Here is a 21,255-nt window from a genome sequence, read left to right as displayed (position 1 = left end):
ATTTTCGGGGGGATTACCCTTCAAGCTGGAGGCCTACCTCACCGCCCGAGGTGAGGCAGTGATCCTCTCCGAGGTCTACTGGGTCTGGCTGCCAGGGGATGGTATTGATGTTGATGTTGATGGAGTGGCGGGTGTGGGGAAGGGGGCGGTTGGCGTGGGATTGGTAAGGGTGGTTGGATGCATTGTGGCGGAGCAAAAAAATCAAAACTTGGACGCCCATCTCTTGTGTTCTGGCGATGCAACGCCTTGCTCAGAAAAATAGGGGGACTGATTTTTTGTTTCTAACGAATGAAGTGAGGGGCCGCCGGAGCGAAGCGTAGAGAACCACAAGCGCAGTTTGTGGCTGTCCCTCTCGACTCCAGTGTTAGATGTTAGCGACCCCGGTCGTGCATTGAGCCATCATTACTTAACCAAACGCCATCGCTGAGATAAACGTCACCTCCGCTATCATCGATGGCCAGGGCATCGTAGAGATCACGCATTTCATATGTACCTCTTGTCTCGGCGGATTGGTAGCTATCGTATAGTTCGAAGAATCGAGATAGCAGGGCGTCTATTTCTTTCCGGTCTGTGTCGACATTAGTTGAATTTTTCGTGTTTATAACGCAAATGCTTACATACTCTCTATCTTTCCAATCGGATCTAACCTCTGGTTTTGTATCGATTTCAACGCCCAGTCGCCATGCAGCTTGAACCAGACGTGGCCTGTTGTTGCAAACTTTAATTCGACCATTGTCCTCACTTGCTGTTGCCGTCATAAGCTCCCACTGTGGATTTGCACCCAAAATCCGAAGAAAGCTCACTCTGTTGCGTACGACGATGTAGCTCTCTCGGCTGTTCAGTCCGGCCTTGTTTGATGGATGTATCTCGAACGAAGTCATCAGTCCTGTCCTTCAGGGGCATCTAACACCAAGTTCACCGGCAGAATGGAGCCGGCTTGCCGGCGGAGTGATTTGCGGCGGGGCGTACAATTTTGCGCAGCAAAATGCCCCGCTGCAAACTGTCCCTGTTGAACGTCTGGTTAGGCATACACATCCCTGCTTCGCTTACCCCACAAAATGTTCGTCGCTGTCGCCAAGAACTGCATTTACGACAGCCCTTAGGTCCACAAGTCTTCTAGATACGGACCACATTTGCACACCTATAACACCCAACATAATAAGCATTCCTATAGCCGGAACGAATTCGTCACGTAATGCGGAATAAACCGAAAATGCCAAGAAAACATACATGACCAAAAGATAAAGAACTTGACGGAGCTTTTGGTAGATAATATTTGTTTGGTATAACGATAGCAGAATTGGATTCTCGCTTAGCTTGATGACCTTTTCATCAAAGTTGGATCTTCTCAATCTAGCCTCTTCATCTTTCTTCGCTGTACGCTTGATGAAATATTTGTCGGTCCAATCTTTTGCATAACTTGCAAAGAAACTCATCAAAAATGCAATTATTACGCTTGAAACCCAGAATGCCGGAGATTTAATTAGATTGCCTATCTCTTCCATCGCATTGCCTCTGATTAAATGCCTAACGCTAAGCTCAGCCGCAGTTTGTAAGTTGATTTTTTGTGGAATATTTTTGCGTAGCAAAACCACAAAAAGGCGACTTACAAACTGTCGAGCGCACGGAGTGCGTGCTGCAGCGCCTTGTTAAAGTATTGGACTATTGGCGTTCACCAACCGCCGTATTCTGCTTTAAATTCCGAAGCAAGACTCAACATTACGGAATTTCCCTTGTTAATTAAATTTAAGTCTGGGTTTTGTTTCTTTAATTAGGTCAACGTACCAGATACTTTGTATCTTCGCTATTACCTTCGCCAAAATTCTCCGGTCTATAGCCAAGACTTTCCCCTTTTTTCATTAATGCTTCCAGGGACTCTTGCGAGCCACTATAAAAATGATGTTCTAAAGGATGTAACTTGCTTGAATTGGCTCCGTATTTAAGTAGCGCTTGAATCACTTGACGATTCCCTTCAACATTTTGAGGGAAATCAGATGCTAGTGCATTGCTACTAAAACCAAAACTCTTAGAAGAGATAAAATATAATTTTGCATGACGCTCCTTTTGACTTAACGCCAAGCTCAGCGACCGGCCCGCGGGACGCCACGATTGCAACCGCGACGCTCATACCGGGTTCGCTGCAGTGCATGGTTAGGCGACGGTTCTTGGAAATTCAATCGAACCATACTGTCAAATGGCCTTGTTGGATGAAGCCCGGCGGAAGTGCAAATCCGTTAGCGGCAAGCACTGCGTCGAGCATTCCGCGAGGAGTCTGCCGCCAGATAAGATACGCCTGCTCTAATCGCCCTCCGGGAAACGGAGTATGAGGGGCGAAGCCTTGAGTAATCTTGAAGGCTCCAAGGGCGTGATCGCTAAGGAAGTAGAAATCGTCGCGAAGTAGATTGCGCTCTTTGGCATCGGTTAGAAGGCGCCAGAAAAACTCGGTAAGTAACTCGATGTCCTCACCACCTTCGGCGTCCATTGGCAGGTTGAGATTCGGACGGCGGTTGAAAACTTCGTGAGGTTGCTTATGGCACGAGCGGCAAAGGCTGATGCCGTTGCCGGTCTGGAGGTGTGCCTCAGCAAAAAGGCTTTTGCGTATGATGTGATGCGCAGCCACGCTACTGTCGTCGTGGCAAACAACGCAGCGCTCGCCGTCACGGAGGCGAACGAACTGGCTCCAAAGGCTGCGGCAGTATGGGACTGTTCGCCCGCGTGCGATAGCGTCATGGAGGCGTTGAAGTGCTCTCTCAAGCTTTGCTTCAGTCGTCATTTGAAGAGTGCGCACGTGAGTCGCCTAACGCCTGAATTATGCCATTATCTTTGTTCAAGTGTTCCATCAGGATGAAGCCACATACCGTCACTTAAATATGTGGCCTCTCCGTCTTCGTGTGTGATGCCCTGATAGATGGATTGCATTTCTTGCCTGGCCATCTCGTTAGAATAATCTTTATAACTGTGGTAGTTATTTAGGTCATATCCAAGATCTTCCAAGTCGGAATGCAGACTGATACCAAAATATCGCATTAGAGCTTCAATGTCATGAATCCACTTCTTTCCATCTTTAATGAAGTATCGACCTTTGAATGCTTGCGGGTCATGAACCTCTTCGTAGCCAAGGTGCAAGGCAAGTTCAACACTCGTCTGGTAATCCATATCGCGATTCCTGATGCATAACAGTGATTAAATGGAAGCCAATATAAGTCCGATAGCAGAGCCTTCAATATAACTCCGCCACACCCTCACTCACCACCGTGAAAAACGTATTTTAAATCTTTACATTACCAGCCTATCTCTGTAGCTGAACGTGATCGCTTGACTTCCTTGTTTAACGCTTCCATTACCACTGTATAAAGAAATAGTGACGGAGTCGGCGATGGCAAGCGTCGGCCACGCTACCGCCCCTGAGTTACAGCCCCCAGTACACTGCTTTTAACCTGCGAGATAGCAACAATCGCCTCCATGGCGCTCTCCCGAGAGATGGATTGTCGTTTGGCTATCTTAAGGGCTCTGATCGAGGCATGGGAAGGGGTGGTTGATAGAAATCTGAGCTGGTTCAATCAATTAGTGAGCAACTGCCGTTTTAAGTGGGCTGTTGGGTGAGCAGAAGTGCGAAAACTCCCCTCACCCCAGCCCTCTCCCAGGGGGAGAGGGTGCATATCTGCGGTTTAGGCGGAAGCTGAGGTCTGGCACGGTTTTGATCCACCTCCAAGCCGCCGAGTCGAACTCTGTGGGTCAGGAGCGCCGTCAGGGATGACGGCGCAGCCGCAGTTGGTACAGGGATGTACCATCTGCGGCGTTCCGTCCGATCCAGAGAGTGAGGCGAGGGAAACCGCCGTAGGCGGGCGGCTTGGCGGGGGAGAAGACCTTTGGTGACTTTGGGTCTTTCCAAAGTCACTCGCCCAGGCCCGAAGGGCGGGCGAAACCCCGTCGAGGGCGGAGCCCTCGCGTCCCATGGGGCGCAGCCGCATCAAGGGGCTAACGCTGGTTCGGGAATCCGGCGAGAGTCTGTCGTCGTGGAACAGACGATTTCCTGCGGTGCAATGCGCTGCGCTTATTGCACCCTACGGTGTTCCACTGCGTGGCAAAGCCACGCCATCAGGGGCATCCGCAGGATCGGAAGTTCGGATTAACTCCGCCCGGATCGCGAATGTCCGAATAAGCTGCGCTATTCGAACCTACGGATCTTCATCACATCGATAACCTTGGGGGAACCCTGACCCCCTCACCCTGGCCCTCTCCCGGAGGGAGAGGGGACACAGTTAGAGGAAGCAAAAGAGATAAATAGAAAAGGGAGCCCAAGTGGGCTCCCATTATGCTGGCTGGCTGGCTGGCTGGCTGGCTGGCTGGCTGGCTGGCTGGCTGGCTGGCTGGCTGGTGGGTCAAGGTCAACGGCATATGACCCTATACCTGCCCTTACTTATTGGTCGCGGCCTTCATCCCTTCCACAAACTCCTTCAGACGAGTGAGCATATGCTCCGGGTTCTTGTGGTGGGTCTCGATGATCTTCACCACGGCGGAGCCGGAGATGGCACCGGCGGCGCCGGCCTTGATGGCTTCACGTACCTGGGCCGGTTCGCTGATGCCAAAGCCGAGCAGGGCGGGGGGAGCATTGAACTCGCGCAAGGTGTTGATGAGGCCATCCACCGGCATGCCGGCCTTGGTCTCGGCGCCGGTCACGCCGGCGCGGCTCACCAGGTAGGTGTAACCGCTGCCAAGCTCGGCAACTGCCTTGAGAGTCTCGGTGTCACCGTTGGGCGGGGCGATAAAGATGCTGTCGATGCCGAACTTGTCGGCCGCCGCCTTGTAGGGGGCGCACATCTGCACCGGCACGTCGGCGACCAGCACAGAGTCCACCCCTGCCTGCTGGCACTTCTCATAGAAGCCGTCGATATGGCGCACATAGACCAGGTTGGCGTAGACCAGCAGGCCGATGGGGATCTGCGGGTATTTAGCGCGCACCCTGGTGAGCAGCTCGAAGCAGCCATCCGGGGTGGTGTGGCTGGCAAAGGCGCGCAGGGCCGCGCCCTGGATGGTGGGGCCGTCCGCTACCGGATCGGAGAAGGGGATGCCCAATTCGAGCGCATCGGCGCCCCCCTCGACCAGCGCATCTATGATGGCCAGCGACAATTCGGGAGTGGGATCCCCCAGCATCACGAACGGCACGAAGGCGCCCTGATTGGCTGCGTCTAAACGGGAAAAGAGTTGTGCGTAGCGATTCATGACAGGGTTCCTTCTTTTTCGAAGATATCGGCGACGGTGAAGATGTCCTTGTCGCCACGGCCGGAGAGGTTGACGATCAGCACCTGCTCTTTCTCGGGTTCGCTGCGCGCCATCTTGAGGGCATGGGCCAGGGCGTGGGAGGACTCCAGCGCCGGGATTATCCCCTCGGATTTGGCCAGTTCCTGGAACGCATCCAGTGCTTCTTTGTCCGTGATGGAGACATATTCTGCCCGGCCGATGGCGGCCAGGTGGGCATGCTGGGGGCCGACGGAGGGGAAGTCCAGCCCCGCCGAGACGGAGTAGGACTCCTGGATCTGACCCTGGTTGTCCTGCATCAGGTAGGAGTGCATGCCGAAGAAGACCCCCTTGCTGCCGTGACCGAGTGGCGCACCGTGCTCACCGCTCTCGATGCCGTGGCCACCGGGCTCGACCCCGATCAGGCGCACCGATTCATTCTCGATGAAGTCCGCGAAGATGCCGATGGCATTGGAGCCGCCGCCGACGCAGGCGATCACCGCATCGGGCAGCCGTTCTTCTTTTACGAAGCACTGGGCCTTGGCCTCCTCGCCGATCATCTTCTGGAACTCCCGCACTATGGTGGGGAAGGGGTGCGGACCCGCGGCGGTGCCGAGCAGGTAGTGGGCGCTGTCGTAGTTCGCGGCCCAGTCCCGCAGCGCCTCGTTGCAGGCATCCTTCAGGGTGGATGAGCCCGAATGCACCGGTATGACGGTGGCGCCCATCAACTTCATGCGAAACACGTTCGGCTTCTGCCGCTCGCAATCCTTGGCACCCATGTAGACCCGGCACTTGAGGCCGAGCAGGGCGCAGGCCAGGGCCGTGGCGACCCCGTGCTGACCGGCGCCGGTCTCGGCGATGATCTCTTTCTTGCCCATGCGTTTGGCGAGCAGGGCCTGGCCCAGCACCTGGTTGGTCTTGTGGGCGCCGCCGTGCAGCAGGTCTTCCCGCTTCAGATAGAGCCGGGTCTTGGTGCCCTTGGTCAGGTTGCGGGTCAGGGTGAGCGGGGTCGGGCGCCCGGCGTACTCGGTCAAGAGCTCTTCAAACTCGGCGACGAAGGCCGGATCTTCCTTGGCATCGACGAAGGCCTTCTCCAGCTGGAGCAGAGCGGGGATGAGGATCTGGGGCACATACATGCCACCAAATTCACCAAAAAACGGGTTAAGCAGGGTCATGATCTATTCCTTGTTCAGATTCATTAAAAACTTAAATATCAAAAATTCAGCATCAAATTCGGATGCGGCAGGTGCGTCACAGCTTGCGCAGGGCGCCAAAGGCCGCGGCGAGCTTTTGGGGATCCTTCTGGCCCGGGGCCGTCTCCACCCCGGAGTTGAAATCGAGGCCGAGACAACCCACCTGGGCGGCGCGCAGGGCGTTGTCCGGGTTGAGGCCCCCCGCCAGCATCAGGCGAGATTTGTCGAGGCTTGCCAGCATGGCCCAGTCGAACGCCTGGCCGGTGCCGCCGCTCTGGCTGCCGACTTTCGTATCGAGCAGCAGGCGATCCGCCGGATAGTCGAGGGCGGGCAGCGGCTCGCCGCTCGTGACACCGACCGCCTTCCAGATCTCGCAGCCCTCGGGCAGCAGAGTACGCAGCGCCTCGATATAGGCGGCGTCTTCGTCCCCATGCAGCTGCACCGCGGCGAGCCCGAGGGCCTCGACCGTCAGGGCTATGGTCTGGGGCTGGGCATTGCGAAACACCCCCACATAGTTGAGCGGGGCGCCGGCCATCACGGCACGGGCGCCGGGGATGTCCACGTAGCGCGGGCTCTTGGCCACGAAGATAAGGCCGCCAAATACCGCACCTGCCTGATGGGCGGCGGCGGCATCTTCGGCGCGGGTCAGGCCACATACCTTGTTCTGGCCGAGGGTGAGCTTGCGCACCGCGGCCTCCAGATCCGCCTCCTCCATCAGGGAGGAGCCGACCAGGAAGCCCTTGGCGTGTTGGCGCAGGCGGGCGACCTGGCTGCGATCCCGGATGCCGGATTCGCTGATGACCACGCGATCGGCGGGAATGTCGGCGGCCAGCTGGCCGGTGCGGGCGAGATCCACGCTGAGATCCCGCAGGTCTCGGTTATTGATGCCGATCACCGGCGCCCCCAGGGCGATGGCGCGGGTCAGCTCCTCTTCGTTGCTCACCTCGGTCAGCACCCCGAGGCCCAGCTCCTTGGCAACCTTGAACAGGGCGCGGTAGCCCTCGTCGGTGAGCACCGAGAGCATCAGCAGGATGGCGTCCGCCTGATAGTGGCGAGCCAGATAGACCTGATAGGGGTCGATCATGAAGTCCTTGCACAGCACCGGTTGGCTGACCCTGGCCCGCACCCTTGGCAGGAAGGCGAAATCCCCCTGGAAGAACTTCTCGTCGGTCAGCACCGAGATGGCGGTGGCGTATTTGCCATAGACATCGGCGATGGCCTCCAGATCGAAGTCATTGCGGATCAACCCCTTGGAGGGGGAGGCCTTCTTGCACTCCAGAATAAAGCGGGTGCCGCCGGCGCGAAGTTGCCCCTCGAAGTCCCGATCGCTTTGAGTGAGCGCGGCCTGGAAGCTCTCCAGCGGCTGTGCCTGCTTGCGGGCCGCCACCCACGCCTGTTTGGCGGCCACTATCTTGCCGAGTATGGTCTGGTTGATGGAGGCCATGTTCAGGAAGCCATGGGGGGCAATAAGGTCTGACATCTCGTTATCCTTGCGAAGCTGGCTACTGCCTTGTGGGCTCTCTTGTTGGGTGCTGTGCTGAGCGGTGACTGACATCATGCCTCCTGATGGCTCAGGGTGGCGAGTGCCTGGGCGAGCGCGCTGGTCTCACCGCTGGCCAGCTTGGCCAGCACCAGGGCGGCGGCCTGCCTGAAGTCCGGGGCCTTGCCCGCCATCACCAGCAGCGGCGCCACATTGGCGGCGATGGCGGCGTTGTGGGCCGGGCTGCCTTCGCCGGCCAGGATGGCGGCGGTGATGGCGCGATTCTCTTCCGGCTCCCCCCCTTGAATGGCGCTGACCGGGTAGGTCTCGAGGCCAAAGTCGGCCGGGGTGAGCAGGTACTCACGGATCTCACCGTCACGGATCTCGGCCACCTGGGTCGGGCCGTGGATGGCCACCTCGTCCAGCCCGGCGCCGTGTACCACCATACCGGTTTTCAGTCCCAGTGCCAGCAGGGTTTCGGCGATGGGGCGCACCAGCTCGGGGGCATAGACTCCCATCAGTTGGTAGCTGGGGCGGGCGGGGTTGATAAGCGGCCCCAAGACGTTAAACAGCGTCCTGGTTTTCAAGGCCTGGCGCACCGGCATGGCGTGGCGCACCCCGGCGTGATACTGGGGGGCAAACAGGAAGCAGATGCCGAGCTCGTCCAGGCAGCGGCGGGCCAGCTCAGGGCTCATGTCGAGCCTGATGCCCATCTTGTCCAGCAGATCGCTGGAGCCAGACTTGCTCGAGACCGAGCGGTTGCCGTGCTTGGCCACTTTCAGGCCGCAGGCGGCGGCGACCAGCGCCGAGGTGGTGGAGACGTTGATGGTGTTGAGGCCATCACCGCCGGTGCCGACGATGTCGCAGAAGGCGTAGTCAGGGCGCGGGAAGGGACGGGCCTCGGCCAGCAGGGCGTCGGCGGCACCGGCGATCTCCTCCGGGGTCTCCCCCTTGAGCTTGAGGGCGGTGAGCAGGCTGGCGAGCACGATGGGATCCACTTCGCCGCGTACCACCTGACCGAAGGCGTCACGGGCTTCGTCGCGGGAGAGAGACTGCCCCTGATAGAGGGTGTTGAGATGATGATGCATGGGGTCTCCTTACCGCACGTGGCTTTCTGGGCGGGTGATATGGGCGAGCGCCTGGGTGAGCAGGCGGGCCCCTTCGCTGGTCATGATGGATTCCGGATGGAACTGGAAGCCCAGCACCCGCTCGTCCCGTTGCTCGATGGCCATGGGCATGCCCTGGTAGTGGGCAATCACCTGCAGCTCTTCCGGCACATAGGTGGCGACCAGGGAGTGGTAACGGGCCACCGGCAGCGGGCTCGGCAGGCCGGCGAAAGCGCCGTGGCCATGGTGCTCGATGAGGGAGCGCTTGCCGTGGACTATCTCCTCCGCCGCGCCGACGGTGCCGCCATAGGCTTCGCACAGCGCCTGATGACCGAGGCAGATGCCGAGGATGGGCACCCGGCCGCGGGCCAGCTTGATGAGATCGATGAGGCAGCCGGCCTCGTGGGGGGCGCCCGGTCCCGGCGAGAGCACCAGCACCGCATCCCCGTCACAGGCTTCGATCTCCTGCATGATGCGGGTTGCCGGCAGGCTGTTGCGGTAGATGCGCACCGGATAGCCGAGGGTGCGGAACTGATCGACCAGGTTATAAGTGAACGAATCGAAGTTATCGAGCAGGAAGATGTTAGTCATGGCGCGCCGCCTTGGTTTTCTCGGACTGCTGGTGTTCTTGCAGGCTGAGGGCCTGCAGGGAGGTGCCATGGCTGGCGGCGATGGCGGCCAGCACGGCGGCGGCCTTGGCACGGGTTTCGTCCGCTTCCATCTGGGGCTTGGAGTCATAGACCACGCCGGCACCGGCCTGGACATGGGCCACGCCCTCCTTGACGAAGGCGGAGCGGATCACGATGCAGGTGTCCATCTCGCCTACGCCGTTGAGATAGCCGACGGCGCCGCCGTAGCTGCCCCGTCTGCGACCCTCCACGGCGCGAATGAGCTCGCTGGCGCGCAGCTTGGGAGCGCCGGTGAGGGTGCCCATGTTCATGCAGGCCTGATAGGCGTGCAGGGCGTCGAGATCGGATCTCAGGGTGCCGACCACCCGGGAGACCAGGTGCATCACGTGGCTGTAGCGATCCACCTTGAGCAGATCCTTCACGTAGCGGGTGCCCGGCTCGGAGATGCGGGCGATGTCGTTGCGGCCGAGATCCACCAGCATCAGGTGTTCGGCCACCTCCTTCTCGTCCTGGCGCAGCTCCAGCTCGATGCGGCCGTCCAGATCCAGGTTGATGCTGCCATCCGGGTTGAGGCCACGGCGGCGGGTGCCGGCGATGGGGTACATCTCCACCTGGCGGCTGGCGGCTTCAAACTTGACCGCGCTCTCCGGCGAGGCGCCAAACAGGGTGAAGCCCTCATCCTGCACGTAGAACATGTAGGGGCTGGGGTTGGTCTGCTTGAGGCGGCGGTAGGCGGCGATGGGCTCGGGGCAGGGCAGGGAGAAACTGCGTGAGGGCACCACCTGGAAGATGTCGCCCCGGCGGATAAAGCCCTTGAGCTTCTCTACCTCGGCGCAGAACTGCTTGTCGCTCTTGTCGACGCAGAGCGCGCCGGTCAGCGGCTGGGTCGTCTGCGGTCGGGGTTGTGGCTGCTGACAGGCCTGCTTGAAGCTCTCGAGCCGGCTGAGCAGGCGAGCGTAGCGCGCCTCCTGCTGGCTCTCCTCCTGCTCGTCGTCGTTGCCACTGTTACCACCAAACAGGCAGGCCACCAGCTGGGTGCTCTGTTTGATGTGATCTATGGTGATCAGGGTCTCGGCCACATAGAAGCAGTAGTCGGGGCAGTCGTTGCTGCCTTCCGGTACTTCTGGCAGATCCTCGAACGAGGCGATGAGGTCGTAGGCGAAGCTGCCGGCCATGAACAGCGCTTCTTTACCTACTGGGCATTGCAGTTGCTGTTGCAGGGTGCGCAGCACGTCCAGCACGCTGATGCCCTTGAGACGGCTGTCTTCGTCAAGCTCCCGATCGGAGGCCGGGAACTCGAGGTGCAGCTCCCCCTTCACCAGGCTGCGGCGGATCAGGGCCGGCAGCTGCTCGCCGAGCAGGATCTGCAACTGGGCGCCGTTGTCGTTGAGGGCGCGTACCTGCACGGTGCGGCCACGGCACTCGATGCGCAGGCAGGCGTCCACCAGCAGCAGGCTCTGGGTGCCGGCCTTGGAGTCGATCTCTACCGATTCCAGCAACAGGTTGTTGGGGCGGCCCTGGCACAGCTGGCTGTAGAGCGCCAGGGGGTCGGTGACATAGGGGGCATTGAGCCTGAGGGTATCGAACTCGCCCAGGGATAACCGGGTCTTGCTGGCTGTCATAATGCGTTCCCTTGCGTGTGATGGTGATGACCAATGTTCATGACGTTGCATACCTTGAAAGAATGCCTTGAAAATTAAGGTGGTTCAGGCGGTTTCAGTAGGGTCGCCATCGCCAGGTCTGTGTGCTGGTCTGAATTCTCGGTTTCATCACATGTCCATTTGCCGGATAATAAAAAAGCCCGCTGGGGTCAGCGGGCTTTTTCTCTGGGTTCTTAATTTGCTGTCAGATCACAGGTACAGCAACGACCACACGCCCGCATGTTAGGGAATGTGCCACCACCAGTTCTGGTTCAGGGTGATTGTCGTTTGCATGATAGAATCCTGTAACGTTCTGTTTGCAGTTGAAGTGTCTACAGAAAACGATAAAGCCGCGGCCAAGTCAAGTCGCTTTTTTGCCTTCTTTTTTCCAAAGTGGCCTGTTCATGAGAGCGAAATAAGCCGATGAGATTCGATCTTCACTGTCATACCACCGCCTCCGACGGGGTGCTGGCACCCCGTGACCTGGTGCGGCGCGCCGCCGAGAAAGGGGTCGAGGTGTTAGCGGTCACTGACCACGATACCCTCGCCGGGCTTGATGAGATCCGCGCAACGATCAACGCCGAGCAACTGCCGCTGCGGCTGGTGAGCGGGGTCGAGATCTCCACCGGTTGGGAGCATCACGAGATCCATGTAGTGGCGCTGGGAGTGGATGAAAAAAATCCGCAGCTGGTGGCCTTTCTGGCCGCCCAGCTGGCCCGCCGCGAGGCGCGCGCCGAGGAGATAGGGCGCCGTCTGGAGAAGTGCCAGCTGCCTGGCACCTACGAAGAGGCCAAGGCCCTGGCCGGTGACGCCGCCGTGACCCGGGCCCATTTTGCCCGGGTGCTGATGGCGCGCGGGGTGGCCGATACCATGCAGAAGGTATTCAAGAAGTACCTGAGCCGGGGCAACAAGGGCTATGTGCCCGCCGAGTGGCTCGAGATGGCGGTTGCCATCGAGGCCATTCATGGCGCCGGCGGCCTGGCGGTGCTGGCGCACCCCAGCCGTTATGGTCTCACCGCCAAGTGGATCAAGCGGTTGCTGGTGGCCTTCAAGGCCGCCGGGGGGGATGCCATGGAGGTCTCCTTGCCCCAGCAGAGTCCACAGGAGCGGGCCAACCTGGGCCAGTGGGCCAAGGAGCACGATCTTTACATTTCGGTGGGATCGGATTTTCATTTCCCCTCCAACTGGACCGAACTGGGCCGCCATCTCTGGCTGCCCAAAGAGGGCATGCCACTCTGGCTGGGGTATCCCGGCCATTTCGGTCTCACCACCGAGGAGCATGCCAGCCTGCTGGCCAGCCGCTGACGGCGGCGCGGATCCGGCGGGTTCGACCTTCGGCGCGAGCGAGTCTGCGTCAAAGGGGTTAAGGTAGTGTCATGGGCCAAGGGGCCCGTGACCATGCTCTAGTTTGGGAATTACAGGCAGGCCTGCCCTGTCGCTATCGCGAGAACAGTTTATGAGTCAGCATTTTTACGTACATCCGGATAATCCCCAGGTCCGCCTCATCGGCCAGGCGGTTCAGATCCTGCAAAACGGGGGCGTCATCGCCTATCCCACCGACTCCGGCTATGCCCTGGGTTGTCAGATGGGTAACAAGGACGCGCTGGAGCGCATCTGCCGCATCCGCCGCATCGATCCGACCCACGACTTCACCCTGGTGTGCCGGGATCTCTCCGAGATCTCCACCTATGCCAAGGTGGACAACACGGCGTTTCGGCTGGTCAAGAACAACACCCCCGGCGCCTATACCTTCATCTTCAAGGCCACCAAGGAAGTGCCGCGCCGGCTGATGAACGAGAAGAAGAAGACCATCGGCATCCGGGTGCCGGCCAACAATATCGCGCTGGCCCTGCTGGAGGGGCTCGGCGAGCCGCTGCTCTCCACCACCCTGATCCTGCCGGGCTCCGAGATGGCCGAGTTCGACCCGGAAGAGATCTTCGACAAGCTCGGCAAGCAGCTGGATCTGGTGGTCAACGGTGGCTATCTGGGCGAGCAGCCCACCACCGTAGTGGACTTCTCCGACGACGAGCCCGTGCTGCGCCGTCGCGGTGCCGGGGATCCCACGCCGTTTGAGTGATACCGCCGAGCCCGCACCCGAGCTGCTGACGCCGGCACCGGGTGTGAGCGGGGAGGCAAGCCTTCCCCTGCCCATCGCCAAAGTCCTGGGGCAGCCCTATCATGAGCTGCCCCAGGATTTGTTTATTCCGCCCGATGCGCTGGAGGTGTTTCTCGACACCTTCGAGGGGCCGCTCGATCTGCTGCTGTACCTCATCCGGCGCCAGCAGCTGGACATCCTGAACCTGCCGATCCTGCAGATCACCGCCCAGTACATGGAGTACGTGGAGCTGATGCAGGGGCTCAACCTGGAGCTGGCGGCCGAATACCTGCTGATGGCGGCCTGGCTGGCGGAGATAAAATCCCGCCTGCTGCTGCCCAGGGCCCCGGAGCTGGAAGAGGAGGACGAGGGGGAAGATCCCCGCGTCACCCTCATTCGCCGGTTGCAGGAGTACGAGCGTTTCAAGGTCGGCGCCGAGCGGGTGAACGAGTTGCCGAGGGTGGAGCGGGAGATCTATCTCGCCGCCGCCCTGCCGCCGGATTTTGGTGCCCTCAAGCCGCTGGCACCCGATGTTTCACTGGTTGAGCTCGCCCTTTACATGCAAAGTGTGGTAAAACGCGCGACTCATTTCGAACATCACCAGATCCGCCGCGAGCAGATCCCGACCCGGGTGCGGATGGCGGAGATCCTCGCCATGCTCTCCCTCGGGCAGACCCTGCGCCTGGAGCAGGTGCTCAGGGCCGAGGAGGGGCGGATGGGGGTGCTGGTGACCTTTCTGGCCCTGCTGGAGCTGTGCAAGGAGTCCCTGATCTGGATCCTGCAGGCGGAACCCCTTGGCCCTATCCATTTCGCCCTGGCCAGTGCAGAGGAGGAGGGGAAGCGTGAACATGTGCATTGAGTCAGCCTCCTGGTCGCCAGCGCACCAGCGGCCGGTTGCGTTGGCAAACCCGCGTGAGGAGGGCACCCGTGGCGCTGCCCGCTGAACGGCTCAAGACGCTGATCGAGGCCGCGCTCTTCGTCGCCGGGCGCCCGTTGACTGCGAGCGAGCTCAAGGCCAGCGTGCTGGCCGACTATCCGGTCACCGGCCGCTATGTGCAACTGCTGCTGGCCGAGCTGAAACAGGATTACAGCGCGCGGGGGGTGGAGCTCAAGGAGGTCGCCTCCGGCTGGCGCTTCCAGGCGCGCCAGGAGTATGCCGACGAGCTCTCCCGGCTGTGGAGCGAGCGGGCGCCGCGTTATTCCCGCGCCGTGATGGAGACGCTGACCCTGATCGCCTATCGTCAGCCCATCACCCGGGCCGAGATCGAAGCCATCCGCGGGGTGGCGGTGTCGAGCCAGATAGTGAATACCCTGAAGGATCGAGGCTGGGTGCGCAGCATCGGTCACAAGGAGGTGGTGGGTCGCCCCGAGTTGCTCGCCACCACCAGAGATTTTCTGGACTATTTCAATCTGCAGAGTCTGGAGCAGCTCCCCGAGCTGGATCCAGAGCTGCAACAACCCTTGCCCGGTTTGCCGGGCGAGGGCAGCGATGCCTAGTCTGCGCTGCCACTTTCTCAATGAAGGTTGGCAAAGAGTGCGACCGGGTGAAATGATCAATGCGATGGCGGATCGCCCAGACGGGATCCGGCATGGCAATAACCGTTGTCCGTTATGTTAGCGGGCAGCGATCAACAATCAGGTAACCCCGATGAGTGAAAAACTGCAAAAAGTGTTGGCCCGCGCGGGTCAAGGCTCCCGTCGTGAGATGGAGGCCCTGATCACCGCAGGTCGGGTCAGTGTGGATGGCAAGGCCGCTACGCTGGGAGATCGCGTCGAAGCAAACGCCGTGATCCGGGTGGATGGCCACCAGATCAAGACCCGTGCGGCTGAAGAGCAGATCTGCCGCGTGCTGGCGTATCACAAGCCCGAAGGGGAGATGTGTACCCGTCACGATCCGGAAGGTCGTCCTACCGTGTTTGATCGTCTGCCCAAGATGGACGGTGCCCGCTGGATCGCGGTCGGCCGCCTCGACGTCAACACCTCGGGTCTGCTGCTGTTCACCACCGACGGTGAACTGGCCAACCGGCTGATGCACCCGAGCCACGAAGTGGAGCGGGAATACGCGGTGCGGGTGTTCGGCGAGATCACCGAAGCCATGCTGCAACGCCTGCGCAAGGGCGTGCAGCTGGAAGACGGCATCGCCAAGTTCAACAAGATCAAGCCGGCCGGCGGTGAAGGCCTGAACCAGTGGTTCAACGTCACCCTGACCGAGGGTCGCAACCGTGAAGTGCGCCGTCTGTGGGAATCCCAGGAAGTGCAGGTGAGCCGTCTGATGCGGATCCGTTACGGTGACGTGACCCTGGATCGCGGCATCCCCCGCGGTGGCTGGAAAGAGCTCAAGCTGCCGGAGGTGAACTACCTGCGCGGTCTGGTGCACATGAACTACGAGACCGAATCCAAGGTCGACCTGCAGCAGGATGGCAAGACCACCCGCCACAAGCAGGCCGCCCAGATCCGCCGCGCGGTCAAGCGCCACAAGGACATGCAGGGCATGGAGCCGCGCGCGCGCAGCACCACCGCCCGCCGCAAGCCGACCTCCTCGACCCGCAACTCGGGCACCGGCAGCAAGTAATCCGACGCTTCTGGCCTGATGTCATCGGCCCCGACCAGCAAAAGCCCGCACCCTCTGGTGCGGGCTTTTTCGTGATGGGAGGGGGACTTCATGCCAGCCTGTTTTGTTGCCGGGGAATGATCGATGTACATTAATCGTACTAATGAATATTTATATCGATAAAATTTCCTGCTGAACCTGACCAGGGTGAGGGAGAGGTTGCTCTGCCAGGGCTGGCTTGTTAGCCTTTCCCGCACTGATACAGGAGAGACGAATGAGCAAGGTACTGGATGAGCTGCTGGCGTTGCTGGCGCTGGAGAAGATCGAGGAGGGCCTGTTTCGGGGCCAGAGCCAGGATCTCGGATTGCGATCCGTGTTTGGCGGACAGGTGATGGGGCAGGCCTTGTCAGCCGCCAAGCAGACGGTCGCGGGCGATCGTCAGGTGCACAGTTTCCACTCCTACTTCCTGCGCCCAGGGGATGCCAACAAGCCCATCGTCTACGACGTGGAGAACATCCGCGACGGCCAGACCGTCTCCACCCGCCGGGTCAAGGCCATCCAGGGCGGCAAGCCCATCTTCTACCTCAACGCCTCCTTCCAGATAGAGGCCGAGGGGTTCGAGCACCAGGCCGCCATGCCAGAGGGCATCACCCCGCCCGAGCAGCTCAAGAGTGAGCTGGAGCTGGTGCGTCCCTACGAGCAACTGATCCCGCCGGCCTTGCGGGACAAGATCCTGTGTGAGAAGCCGCTCGAGATCCGCCCCGTGACCCTGGTCGACCCGATCCGCCCGGATGTGCACGAGCCCCTGCGTTACACCTGGTTCAAGGCCAACGGCCAGATGCCCGACGATCAGCGGGTACATAAATACCTGCTGGCCTATGCCTCGGACTTCCACTTCCTGTTCGCCGCCCTGCAGCCCCACGGGGTCTCTTACTGGGAGCCGGACATGCAGGTGGCGACCATAGATCACTCCATGTGGTTCCACCGGGACTTCCGGCTCGACGACTGGCTGCTCTACGTGGTGGACAGCCCGAGCGCCAGCGGCGGCCGTGGCCTGGTGCGCGGTCAGTTCTTCACCCGTGACGGCGTGCTGGTGGCCAGCACGGTGCAGGAAGGGGTGATCCGCCGGCGGGGTTGACCTCAGATGCCAGCCATAAAAAAACGGGAGCCACTGGCTCCCGTTTTTGTATGTGCTTGCTTGTCGTATCAGGCTGCATCCTGCTCGGTGCCGAGAGCTGTCTCGCCGCTTTGGGCGAAACGATCGGCCCAGAGCGCGATGACGCCGTCACCCGTGACGTTGCAGGCGGTGCCGAAGCTGTCCTGGGCCAGGTAGAGGGCGATCATCAGGGCGATGGAGGCATCACCGAAGCCGAGCATGGAGGTGAGCAGGCCCAGGGCCGACATCACGGCGCCGCCGGGGGCGCCCGGGGCCGCGATCATCACCACTCCCAGCATCATGATGAAGGGGAAGATCTCGAGCAGGCTGGGAATGGCCAGGTGTTCGGAGAGGAACATGACGGCGGTGGCGCAGGTCACCAGGGTGATGGTGGAGCCGGAGAGGTGGATGGTGGCGCACAGGGGCACGGTGAAGTTGGCGATGGCATCGCTCACGCCGTTGTTCTTGCTGGCCTTGAGGGCAACCGGGATGGTGGCGGCGCTGGACATGGTGCCGATGGCGGTGAAGTAGGCCGGCAGCATGTTCTTGATCAGGGTGGCCGGGGAGCGACCGAGCGCCAGTCCGGTGCCGACGAACAGCACACTCAGCCAGAGCCAGTGCATGACGATGGCCATCACCAGTACCACGCCGAAGGTCTTCAGGGTGGTGAAGACGGTGCCCTCGACCGTCATCTCGACGAAGACGCCGGCGATGTAGAACGGCAGCAGCGGGATGATCACCTTGGCCAGCAGCAGATCGATGATGTCACGACCCTGATCGGCCACGCTGCGCAGATCCCGCGCACCGGTGGCGGAGATGCCGATGCCGAACACGAAGGCGGCGGCCAGGGCCGACATCACCCCGAACAGCGGCGGAATTTCCATTGTGATGTAGGAGGCGAGCTTGGTGCCCTCCTGGCTGGTCATGGTGGCCTCGCTGGTCAGCAGCGGGATGAGCTGGCTGGCGATCAGGAAGGCCAGGGTGCCGGCCACCAGGGTGGAGCCATAGGCGAGGGCAACGGTATTACCCAACAACCGACCCGAGTTCTTCGGCAGGCTGGCGATGCCGCTGGTGATGAAGAACAGGATGATGAGCGGGATGGTGAAGCTGATCAGCTGACCGATGACGGTCTTGGCGGTGAACAGCACGCGTGCGACCCATTCCGGGGCGTAGAGGCCTAACAGGAGACCGGCGAGGATGCCGGCAATCAGTTTCAGGACAAGTTTCATGTGATGTTCCAGGTGTTGTTGTCGGTCTTATTATTTAATCTTGATTATATCGCTGCTTTTTAACACGACAGCCGCATCTTGTCTGCCTGATGCTGGTTAATTTGGAGTTAAATATTGTTAAATGTGATCATGCCGACGTATGTCGCCAGCGGGGAAGGGGAGGGCAAAATTGATGATGAATTATACAGCGTCGATTCAGGGTTGCCGGAGCAGCAGGGCATGCAGCCAGCGGTCATTGACCCCGTCCTCGGCGCACCAGAGCTGCAGCGGCTCAAACGGCAGAGGGGCCACGAGCGCCCTCAGCCCTACCTCGTCGAGCCAGACGCGCAGCGGGTAGTCGCCCTCTGGTGAGCCGGCGCCCCGGGTCTGTGCGCCATCGAGGTGGGGGAAGGAGCAGTAGAGCGGCGCCCCGGGTTTGAGCAGGCTGGCGAGATGGGTCAGCACGGGGGCGAGCTCCTGCTCGTGCAGGCAGGGCAGGGAGGCGCTGGCCCAGATGCCATCGAAGGGCACGATGCTGTGCATCTGGTTGAAGTGACAGACCCGTACCGGCTGGCCGCACAGGCGCGAGGCGGCACTGGCCTGCTCCCGGCTGGCATCGAAGGCGGTCACCACGTATCCCAGCTCACGGAAATAGTGCAGGTCTTCCCCCGCGCCACAGCCGGCTTCCAGCAGATGGGCCCCCGTGCGCAGTTGGGCCAGGAAGGGGGCATGGGCTTCCCCTGTGCGAGCCGGGCGTGGGTGCTGGTTGTCGGGGGAGGGGGCGAAAGCGGGCATGGGGTCATCTCGAAAGCGGGTCGGGTGAGGGCCGCTACTCTAGCAAATTTTGCCGCCCTATTGATCGCCGATCCTGGCCTGTGTCGGGCCTTGATCCCATGGCATGCCGGCTTGATGGCTCTGAAGGGCAGGGCGGGCCAAGGAACTGACCCGCTTCACCTTAGCTGCGCCGCACCGCCGGGCCCTGCGGCTGGGCGATGAGGGCGAACAGGGTGTCCAGCAGGAAGTCGGCATCCCGGATCAGGTTGATGCGCTCCGGGAAGTGCAGCCAGTTGATGATGTAGCCATCCAGGGTGCAGTGCATCAGGGTCGCGCCCCTGCGCAGATCGAGGTCTGCCGGCAACTGGCCGAGGCGCACCGCATTGGCCAGGGTGAGCTCCAGATCCTGGAAGAAGTTGAGGGACTGGGCGCGCATGTGCTCGCGCAGGGCGCTGGCTTCCCCTTCCAGGGACTCCAGATTGAACATGATGGTGAACATCTGCTGGTGGGCGGGTTCGAGGCTTATCTTGCACATCACGTCTTTGAGGAAGACCCGCAGCTTGCCGAGGGGATCCGGCTCCTGTTCATCGACGCAGGCGTCGAGCTGATGGGAGAGGGGGGAGCAGAGTTCCTCCCACAGGGAGATAAACAGCTCTTCCTTGTTCTTGAAATGCCAGTAGATGGCACCCCGGGTCAGCTCGGCGGCGTTGGCAATATCGGTCAGGCTGGTCTTGGCCAGCCCCTGTTGGCAGAACAGAGTCAGGGCCGTGCTCATGATGTGGCAGCGGGTCTGCTGCGCTTCTTCTTTGGTTCGTCTGGCCATCGGATCCATTCCTGTCTAAAAGGGTCAAAAGTTTCTTACATACATTTATGAATGTATGTATATTGCCTCATCTTTACGCTTTTACCAACAGGGACCCCATAAACCCTGTGGTTTTATTGACTTTTTTGTTTGAAACATTTGAAACAGAGGCTTAGAAATCTCATGCATAAACATATTCTCGCACGTTCAGTGGGCCTTGCCCTGCTGGCAAGCGGTCTGCTGTCCGGTTGTGGCGACAAGGGAGAAGCCCAGCAGGCCATGGGGGAGATGCCCCCTGCCGCCGTGGACGTGGTGACCCTCCATACCGCACCGCTACAACTCATGTCCGAACTCACCGGTCGCACCGCCCCCCTGCGCGTCGCCGAGGTGCGTCCCCAGGTCAATGGCATCATCCTCAAGCGTTTGTTCACCGAGGGCTCCGACGTCAAGGCCGGTCAGTTGTTGTACCAGATCGATCCCGCCGTCTATCAGGCCGCCGTCGCCTCGGCCAAGGCGAATCTCGCCAAGGCCGAAGCCAACGAGCGCAGCGCCCGCCTCAAGGCCCAGCGTTATGCCGAGCTGGTGAAGGTCAAGGCCATCAGCCGCCAGGAATATGACGATGCCGACGCCGCCTGGAAGCAGCAGGTCGCCGAGATAGGGGCCGCCAAGGCCGCCTTGCAGAGCGCCAACATCAACCTGGCCTATACCCGCATCACCGCTCCCATCAGTGGCCGCATCGGCAAGTCTGCGGTGACCGAGGGTGCCCTGGTCACCGCCCAGCAGGCCGATAGCCTCACCACCATCTCGCAGCTCGATCCCATGTATGTGGATGTGCGCCAGTCCACCGCCGATCTGCTGCGCCTCAAGCGCCAGGTTGCCGACGGCAAGCTGACCCAGGGTCAGCAGGATGGCGCCAAGGTCAGCTTCCTGCTGGAAGATGGCAGCCAGTACGGCGAGCAGGGCGCGTTGCAGTTCTCCGACGTGACCGTGGACGAGACCACCGGCATGGTGACCCTGCGGGTGATAGTGCCGAACCCGGATCGGCTGCTGCTGCCCGGCATGTTCATGCGCGCGACCCTGCAAGAGGGTGAGCGTCCCGAGGGTCTGCTGGTGCCGCAAACTGCCGTGACCCGTACCCCGAACGGGGGCGCCACCGTCATGGTGGTGACGGCGGACAACAAGGTCGAGCTGCGCAACGTGCAACTCAGCCGCATCGTCGGCGACAGCTGGGTGGTGGAGTCCGGTCTCAATGCCGGCGAGAAGGTGATCGTTGCCGGTCTGCAGAAGGTCAAACCCGGTGCCCAGGTCGCGCCCGCTGAACGCAAGAGCGACAGCGCCGCCAAGAATGCCCAGCAGACCCCGGCCAACAAGTAAGGATGGAGT

21 protein-coding genes and 1 pseudogene are annotated in these 21,255 nt (G+C 60.7%); 8 read left to right on the top strand and 14 right to left on the bottom strand.

Annotated elements, in window-relative coordinates; all coding sequences use genetic code 11:
• A pseudogene (locus LG30_RS22675) lies at positions 1-262 on the top strand (hypothetical protein); the annotation flags it as partial.
• A 109-nt stretch (positions 263-371) separates the two neighbouring features.
• Here the strand turns inward: LG30_RS22675 and LG30_RS21925 are convergent.
• From LG30_RS21925 to LG30_RS0106440, 11 genes are all read right to left on the bottom strand, one after another.
• Entirely contained in the window at positions 372-881 is a 510-nt protein-coding gene (locus tag LG30_RS21925; protein ID WP_152599079.1) for a hypothetical protein, read from the bottom strand.
• A gap of 165 nt (positions 882-1,046) precedes the next feature.
• Positions 1,047-1,595, bottom strand: coding sequence for a hypothetical protein (locus tag LG30_RS0106480; protein WP_152599077.1), 549 nt, complete (start codon positions 1,593-1,595; stop codon positions 1,047-1,049).
• Positions 1,596-1,776: 181 nt separating this feature from the next.
• Positions 1,777-2,079: a ribonuclease E inhibitor RraB gene (locus LG30_RS21375; protein WP_161785819.1), complete on the bottom strand. Its 303-nt coding sequence runs from the start codon at positions 2,077-2,079 to the stop codon at positions 1,777-1,779.
• A 94-nt stretch (positions 2,080-2,173) separates the two neighbouring features.
• A complete protein-coding gene (locus LG30_RS0106475) occupies positions 2,174-2,773 on the bottom strand; it encodes an HNH endonuclease (RefSeq protein ID WP_033129905.1) in 600 nt (199 codons plus the stop codon).
• A 44-nt stretch (positions 2,774-2,817) separates the two neighbouring features.
• The gene (locus tag LG30_RS0106470) at positions 2,818-3,156 is read right to left on the bottom strand and encodes a hypothetical protein (RefSeq protein ID WP_033129904.1); all 339 of its coding nucleotides are present in this window, start codon (positions 3,154-3,156) and stop codon (positions 2,818-2,820) included.
• Positions 3,157-4,416: 1,260 nt separating this feature from the next.
• Positions 4,417-5,223: a tryptophan synthase subunit alpha gene (gene trpA, locus LG30_RS0106465; protein ID WP_033129903.1), complete on the bottom strand. Its 807-nt coding sequence runs from the start codon at positions 5,221-5,223 to the stop codon at positions 4,417-4,419.
• The gene (trpB, locus tag LG30_RS0106460; protein WP_033129902.1) at positions 5,220-6,413 is read right to left on the bottom strand and encodes a tryptophan synthase subunit beta; all 1,194 of its coding nucleotides are present in this window, start codon (positions 6,411-6,413) and stop codon (positions 5,220-5,222) included. The genes trpA and trpB overlap by 4 nt, the downstream gene beginning before the upstream one ends.
• 76 nt (positions 6,414-6,489) lie before the next feature.
• On the bottom strand, positions 6,490-7,986 hold the full coding sequence (gene trpCF / locus LG30_RS0106455) for a bifunctional indole-3-glycerol-phosphate synthase TrpC/phosphoribosylanthranilate isomerase TrpF (RefSeq protein WP_033129901.1): 1,497 nt from the start codon (positions 7,984-7,986) through the stop codon (positions 6,490-6,492).
• Entirely contained in the window at positions 7,986-8,999 is a 1,014-nt protein-coding gene (gene trpD / locus LG30_RS0106450) for an anthranilate phosphoribosyltransferase (RefSeq protein ID WP_033129900.1), read from the bottom strand. Before trpD ends, trpCF begins: the two co-directional genes overlap by 1 nt.
• A gap of 9 nt (positions 9,000-9,008) precedes the next feature.
• A complete protein-coding gene (locus LG30_RS0106445; protein WP_033129899.1) occupies positions 9,009-9,608 on the bottom strand; it encodes an aminodeoxychorismate/anthranilate synthase component II in 600 nt (199 codons plus the stop codon).
• On the bottom strand, positions 9,601-11,268 hold the full coding sequence (locus LG30_RS0106440; protein WP_033129898.1) for an anthranilate synthase component 1: 1,668 nt from the start codon (positions 11,266-11,268) through the stop codon (positions 9,601-9,603). Before LG30_RS0106440 ends, LG30_RS0106445 begins: the two co-directional genes overlap by 8 nt.
• Positions 11,269-11,709: 441 nt before the next feature.
• On the opposite strand from LG30_RS0106440, the gene rnm reads away from it, so the two are divergent.
• From rnm to tesB, 6 genes are all read left to right on the top strand, one after another.
• Positions 11,710-12,591: an RNase RNM gene (rnm, locus tag LG30_RS0106435; RefSeq protein WP_033129897.1), complete on the top strand. Its 882-nt coding sequence runs from the start codon at positions 11,710-11,712 to the stop codon at positions 12,589-12,591.
• 151 nt (positions 12,592-12,742) lie between these two features.
• Entirely contained in the window at positions 12,743-13,363 is a 621-nt protein-coding gene (locus LG30_RS0106430; RefSeq protein ID WP_033129896.1) for an L-threonylcarbamoyladenylate synthase, read from the top strand.
• Positions 13,356-14,240: a segregation and condensation protein A gene (locus LG30_RS0106425; protein WP_420796340.1), complete on the top strand. Its 885-nt coding sequence runs from the start codon at positions 13,356-13,358 to the stop codon at positions 14,238-14,240. Before LG30_RS0106430 ends, LG30_RS0106425 begins: the two co-directional genes overlap by 8 nt.
• A 68-nt stretch (positions 14,241-14,308) precedes the next feature.
• Positions 14,309-14,878, top strand: coding sequence for an SMC-Scp complex subunit ScpB (gene scpB / locus LG30_RS0106420; protein WP_033129895.1), 570 nt, complete (start codon positions 14,309-14,311; stop codon positions 14,876-14,878).
• A gap of 151 nt (positions 14,879-15,029) precedes the next feature.
• On the top strand, positions 15,030-15,953 hold the full coding sequence (gene rluB / locus LG30_RS0106415) for a 23S rRNA pseudouridine(2605) synthase RluB (protein WP_033129894.1): 924 nt from the start codon (positions 15,030-15,032) through the stop codon (positions 15,951-15,953).
• A 253-nt stretch (positions 15,954-16,206) separates the two neighbouring features.
• Positions 16,207-17,070 carry an acyl-CoA thioesterase II gene (tesB, locus tag LG30_RS0106410; RefSeq protein WP_033129893.1) on the top strand — a complete coding sequence of 288 codons (864 nt, stop codon included), beginning with the start codon at positions 16,207-16,209 and terminating at the stop codon, positions 17,068-17,070.
• Between the two features lie 68 nt (positions 17,071-17,138).
• On the opposite strand, the gene LG30_RS0106405 is transcribed toward tesB, so the two are convergent.
• The 3 genes from LG30_RS0106405 to LG30_RS0106395 all read right to left on the bottom strand — a co-directional run bounded on the left by LG30_RS0106405 (position 17,139) and on the right by LG30_RS0106395 (position 19,893).
• Positions 17,139-18,317: a dicarboxylate/amino acid:cation symporter gene (locus tag LG30_RS0106405; protein ID WP_033129892.1), complete on the bottom strand. Its 1,179-nt coding sequence runs from the start codon at positions 18,315-18,317 to the stop codon at positions 17,139-17,141.
• Positions 18,318-18,512: 195 nt separating this feature from the next.
• Complete coding sequence (locus LG30_RS0106400) at positions 18,513-19,091, bottom strand: class I SAM-dependent methyltransferase (RefSeq protein ID WP_081966021.1); 579 nt, start codon at positions 19,089-19,091, stop codon at positions 18,513-18,515.
• Between the two features lie 160 nt (positions 19,092-19,251).
• On the bottom strand, positions 19,252-19,893 hold the full coding sequence (locus LG30_RS0106395; RefSeq protein WP_033129891.1) for a TetR family transcriptional regulator: 642 nt from the start codon (positions 19,891-19,893) through the stop codon (positions 19,252-19,254).
• A 162-nt stretch (positions 19,894-20,055) separates the two neighbouring features.
• On the opposite strand from LG30_RS0106395, the gene LG30_RS0106390 reads away from it, so the two are divergent.
• Positions 20,056-21,246 (top strand): efflux RND transporter periplasmic adaptor subunit, encoded by a 1,191-nt coding sequence (locus LG30_RS0106390; RefSeq protein WP_033129890.1) that lies wholly within the window; start codon positions 20,056-20,058, stop codon positions 21,244-21,246.
• Positions 21,247-21,255 lie beyond the last annotated feature (9 nt).

The sequence above is a fragment of the Aeromonas aquatica genome (assembly GCF_000764655.1).
Lineage (GTDB): Bacteria > Pseudomonadota > Gammaproteobacteria > Enterobacterales > Aeromonadaceae > Aeromonas > Aeromonas aquatica.
The sequence above is the reverse complement of the archived record's forward strand: the minus strand, read 5'-3'. Positions and strand labels throughout refer to the sequence as shown.